This is a genomic window from uncultured Microbulbifer sp., from assembly GCF_947498635.1.
Taxonomy (GTDB): domain Bacteria; phylum Pseudomonadota; class Gammaproteobacteria; order Pseudomonadales; family Cellvibrionaceae; genus Microbulbifer; species Microbulbifer echini.
On the sequence record NZ_CANMKV010000080.1, the window covers coordinates 1 to 4,739 of the forward strand.

Below are 4,739 nucleotides of genomic sequence, written 5' to 3' on the forward strand. Positions count from 1 at the left end.
GTAAGCGGTACATGAACCACATTATTCATTAAAGTATGTAGTTTGTGTACCGCTTACTAAAAACAGCGGCTGAATCCAGTTGGGAGTTTTTGGTATTAGTATTAAAAAAGTAAGGATAAAAAAGCTTCTCACCTATTTCAGGTGAGAAGCTTCTAAAGAATAGAATTAATAGGGGGGATATTTCACCCCAAAAACTTATTGATTTAACTCCGCGTCATTGACCCACTTAGGTTTTCCGGGAGCTATAGGGGCAAATCTATATAACTCCCAGCCACCCCTTGGGTCCAAATTAAATGGGTTTGCAGTGCCGAGCCACATAAACCTGGGGTGATTGATCATTGTGCGGAAACCAAAGTTCCCTGAATTGCCAACGCCATTAAAGGTGGCTGGAATAGCTCTACGATTTGGTGAAAAGAAGCGGTAGAGCTTGCCGCCAGAGGTCTTGGGATTTGATAGCGCATCTTCCAAGAACATGAGTAGCTCTGCGGGGAGCTCGTTGGCAGGGTCGGTTCCACTTTCAATCAGGCCAGCAAACTGCCTACTCACATCCAGGGTTCCCAGATACATATCGCTGCCCGTTACCCCAAGGCGCCAAGTATAGACATTAAATGGCCACCCCAAGCCGGCTCTGCCTAATTGGGGGAGGCCTGCCAGAGTATTCTTGTCAACAAACATATTGCTGTCTGGATCCCAAACTTGAACATCCTTGTAGCCGTAGAGCACTTCAATTTTTGGTTTCCGTTTCTTTTTACCAAATCGATCTCCGCGGAATACCGTTGTTGCCCTATGGGTCGCGATGATGGTTTCCAGCTCTCCAATTGGATTGTTCCAGGTTTCCCCGTAAGCGAGGACATGCGCCCTAAAGCCTCCCAGCGGGAAGTTAATCGTGCCCCAGTAGAGCTTGCCGCGCCAGGAGGTAATATCACCACCAGCATACGCACCTGCGGAAACAAGGTCTGGCTCGTACTCGGTAATGTTCCAGACTTCCTTCCACTCTTTGGCATTTTCCGGCAGGAATCCACCCTCCGGTATTATGGGGCTCATTACAATGCCAGAGTAGGCACGGATTTGTCCCGTCTGAGCATCGCCAGTTGGCCAGGTAGAGAAAAACAGGCGACCATCATGTACGGTGAAATTAGCCGGAGTACTTTGCATTGTACCCACGACCTCAAACCTGAATGGATGATGAATATTGCCCATCCAGCGTAAAACCTCCCCTGTGCCACCGAGAGATTCTTGCACAGCCACACCGGTATATAGAACTCCCTCATGGTTAAGGAACTTGCGGATATTGGAGTATTGGGGAAACCGCTTGGAGCCAAGGTAGCGACCCGTGCTTGCCTGCCAGGCCATCATGATGATGCTGTTGCCGCCGCCTTCACCGGCGATTCCCTCCTGAACTCCACCGGGACCGGCGAGAAATACTACGTCATCGGCATAACCGCCGGAGCGGAAGCCCAGCGTATCTTGTAGCAGGGGATCGTAAGTAGGAGTTATTTCCGTTACCTCAAGCGTACAGGTATCCATGCGATAGGCCATTGGAGCACGCCAATCACCAAGATTTTTAAGATTCGGGTTCTCTTGAGCGAGTATTCCCTCTGCAAACTCACAAACCCAGCCCTGGTTGGGAGCAAAGATAGGCGTCAACACGGCATTTGGAGAGGCCTGTGCGGTACAAGGGACATTTGCTCCTGTGCCCCAGTAGAGGAAGCGGGGTGACTCAGCCATACCCCAGATCTGAGCGCCGTTGCGTTTTGGTTCACCAGCAGAGCAGATGCCGTCAACCAGCTCCGGGTAGGGTTCACCTACGCCATTAAAGCACTCATCCACTGGGGCTTTGAACAGCTTATCGAACCGGGGTTTAACCCTTTTACAGTGCTTACCAGGGTGCCCCCAGGATTCTTCATCGTTTCCGCTCCACTGTGCGTTGGCACAGGGTCCAACCAGTGACGCCAGAAATATTGAGAGTGCAAAACAAGAGGTGACTTTCATAAGCATCCCTTCCTCTACTACAGACCGCTATGGCGGGTGATACTACGGGTCAAAAGGCGGGTTTGAGTAGAATATACCAATCCACATGGGAGAGTAATATTCCCTAAAAAGTAGAGATTAGGATGTCACTGGAGGCAAGAATATTGGCTAGATTATTTTCTCCTCAATAGTACCAGTCAGATTGATATTTGAGATAGCAGAATACGTAAGCGATCTTACTAGGCCATAGGTAAGTACTCTATTCGAAGCATTCAAGCTGGATCGTTGAATGGCCAGCCAGAAAAGCCCAAAAAGGAGTGTCGCCAATCGATAAATGTGGTGGGGTGCAGCCTGCGCCAGCCTTCTTGCGGGCAGCATCGCTATATCATGCGGCTGCGACCAACCCAACTCTCTCAAGTTGGATATTCCAGGGTAACAGTGCCTCATAATCCTCAACGGACTGGCAGTGAGGAATCTGCTTAAGCACCTCCACATAATACCTGTAGGGGTCAAGGCCGTGGTGTTTAGCAGTGCGAATCAAACTGAAGTGTAGGCACAGTGCTTTAGCGCCATTGACCGAGGATGCAAACAGGAAGTTCTTTCGAGCCATGACAAAGGGTTTGATTTCCTGTTCAGTCAAATTATTGTCGATTTCTAAGCGACCATCGTTGAGAAATGCACACAACCCACTCCAATACTTCAGGCAGTAATTCATTGCCTTTCCCAGCGGGGATTTGGGTAGCACTTGCGGTTGGTGCTCATCCAACCAGCATTTAAAGGCAGTCATAATCGGCTTGGACTCCTCTTGTCGCAAATTGTGTCGCTGCTTTGCGGTCAGCTGATTCTCTTTGGCCTTCCTCTCAACCCGATAGAGTTTCTTATAAAACTGCATTGCCCGTTTTGCCAGCCCATCCTCTTGCGCCGCTCTCGCTATGGGTTCAAATTTTCTTCGGGCATGTGCATTACAGTGATTTGGGTTTACCGCTGTCTGCTCAAACAACAACTCAAAAAATGGATCAGCATCGCAATGCAGCGTGCCTTTAAAGCCGGCAAACCAGTCATTTACGAAATTTTTTTGATCCGAGGCATTATATTCGTAGAGGATCGCTTCCTTTCCTGGAGGACCACCTCGGAAACAGTAGGCATAAGATTTTCGGCTTGCTGGCCGGCCAGGTTCATTAAGAACCTGCAGTGATGTGGCATCCAAAGCCCCAATATCGTAGCCAATGACGCCGTCTTTTAGCAAATTGATCAGTGGTTGTAGAGGCGTAGCACAATCGATAACAGTACGAGCCATGGTTTGACGGGGAAAGCTAAAGCCGGCACGGGTCTCAAACTGTTTTTCCAGGTGATAGAACGGCTGTCGATCATCAAGCTTGCTGGCTATGAGGTGGGCTAGAACGGATTCGGTAAACTTACCCTTGGGCAGGATATGCTTTGGCTTGGGAGCAATAACTATTTGGCCTGCACAGCCTTTGGGGCAGGCAACCTTCTCCCGCAACTCGACAATCACTTCATATACCGGGGGTATGTAGTTCAAGCGCTCATGGCGTTCGTAATCAACGAGATTCTTTTGGCAGCCACATGCACAGGTTTTATCCTGTTCTGAGACAGGGATTACCACCTCTTTTCTTGGTAAGTGTTCGGCAAAGGGCTTCTTTGTTTTTTTATGACGCTTGTATGCCGCAATACTAACTACATCATCCTGGTCTTTGTCGCCATCAGCATCATTTTCCTCTAAGGAACCTTCATCTCGAGCTTCTGCACTTTCGAATAGTAATCCCTGGGGATCATCAGGGTCTTCATATCGCTCAGAGCGCCGGCCAAAGAGAGAACGTTGCAGTTGTTTGAATTGAAACAATAGCTGACTGTAAGCTTTTTCAAACTGCTCGCATCGTTGGAGCGAGAGTTTGAGTTCACATGTAAGCTGTGCAACCTGGCACTGTAGCGTATCATCGGTAGCCATTGGGTTTTCCGATGTTAATTTATGTGTGGATTATACCATGGGGAACTATCTTCCAGGCTCTATACGTATCAATAAAAGCGTGAAAAATAGAGTTTTTCTGGTTCTTCTTGCTGAGTAAAGTCCAACCCGGAAAGCAGCCACTGTAGCTGTGAAATCGACAACCCCATTGCGTCATTTGAAATGCCAGGAAAGATAAACCTCGACTGTTCATTTCGTTTATACAGGAGCCAGAATCCATTATCTTCCCAGTAGAGCATGCGAATTTTATCGGCTTTTTTATTGCGAAAGACAAAGAGCTGACCGGATGTCGGATCTTTGTGTAACGTATCAGCCACCAACAGCACAATACCATCAATCTGTTTCCTGAAATCGATGGGCTGACGGTAAAACCAGACTTTGCTGTTAAACGGTAGCCACATCGTATTTACAGGTCCATAAGGCCAGGAATTTGCGCCAACAATACCGGGCTATTGATCACCAGCTTTATGCCATTAGGGAACTCCAATATACCCAGGTTTCCCGCAGGGACTACAGAAGGCTTGATATCCACGGGAACAAAGTCGGGGGTATCAGACACAGGCGTTTGTTTAGTTAGTTTGCGGTACCAGTAGAGGAACTGGCTGTAGTTTAGGTTGTGCTTACGAGTATAGGCGCGCTTGGATTGAGAGCTTTTTTCGTAGGCCCTGATATGGGTTTGCCACTGTTGCTGATTCATGGGGCTTCCCTCCGAAGTTGATGGAGGGGGCATCATGCCAGTCAGTCAAAGCAAGTAGAATAATGTGGTTCATGTACCGCTTACGAT

At 48.3% G+C, this 4,739-nt stretch carries 4 protein-coding genes; all 4 read right to left on the reverse strand.

What is annotated here, in order from left to right; genetic code table 11:
* Positions 1 to 195 precede the first annotated feature (195 nt).
* Entirely contained in the window at positions 196 to 1,992 is a 1,797-nt protein-coding gene (locus Q1A69_RS19725) for a hypothetical protein (RefSeq protein ID WP_299589511.1), read from the reverse strand.
* Positions 1,993 to 2,356: 364 nt separating this feature from the next.
* A complete protein-coding gene (locus tag Q1A69_RS19730) occupies positions 2,357 to 3,937 on the reverse strand; it encodes an IS66 family transposase (RefSeq protein WP_299589514.1) in 1,581 nt (526 codons plus the stop codon).
* A gap of 68 nt (positions 3,938 to 4,005) precedes the next feature.
* Entirely contained in the window at positions 4,006 to 4,356 is a 351-nt protein-coding gene (gene tnpB / locus Q1A69_RS19735; protein WP_299589517.1) for an IS66 family insertion sequence element accessory protein TnpB, read from the reverse strand.
* 5 nt (positions 4,357 to 4,361) lie between these two features.
* Entirely contained in the window at positions 4,362 to 4,652 is a 291-nt protein-coding gene (locus Q1A69_RS19740; RefSeq protein ID WP_299589519.1) for a hypothetical protein, read from the reverse strand.
* Between the last annotated feature and the right edge of the window lie 87 nt (positions 4,653 to 4,739).